1 pseudogene is annotated in these 228 nt (G+C 41.2%); it reads right to left on the bottom strand.

Annotated elements, in window-relative coordinates:
• Positions 1-228, bottom strand: a pseudogene (locus tag SB717_RS40150) (sodium:solute symporter family protein); the annotation flags it as partial.

Below are 228 nucleotides of genomic sequence, written 5' to 3'. Positions count from 1 at the left end.
GATCGTTCGATAAATATTTTTTGCTACAGTGTAGAAGCCGCCATAACAAGCATAGAGCCTGGAACCAATGCCGTTAATACTCCCGCACTACCAATAATCCCAACAAACCAAGGATCAAAAGTTTGTAAAGCAAGACGGACTAACGAAAGATCTACATCCGCTCCCTTTAACCCAGGAACTTGCAATATAGCAGCAAACCCTGCGAAAAATACGAAAAGTAACACTAAA

Source organism: Priestia sp. SIMBA_032, from assembly GCF_046535215.1.
Taxonomy (GTDB): domain Bacteria; phylum Bacillota; class Bacilli; order Bacillales; family Bacillaceae_H; genus Priestia; species Priestia aryabhattai.
The sequence above is the reverse complement of the archived record's forward strand: the minus strand, read 5'-3'. Positions and strand labels throughout refer to the sequence as shown.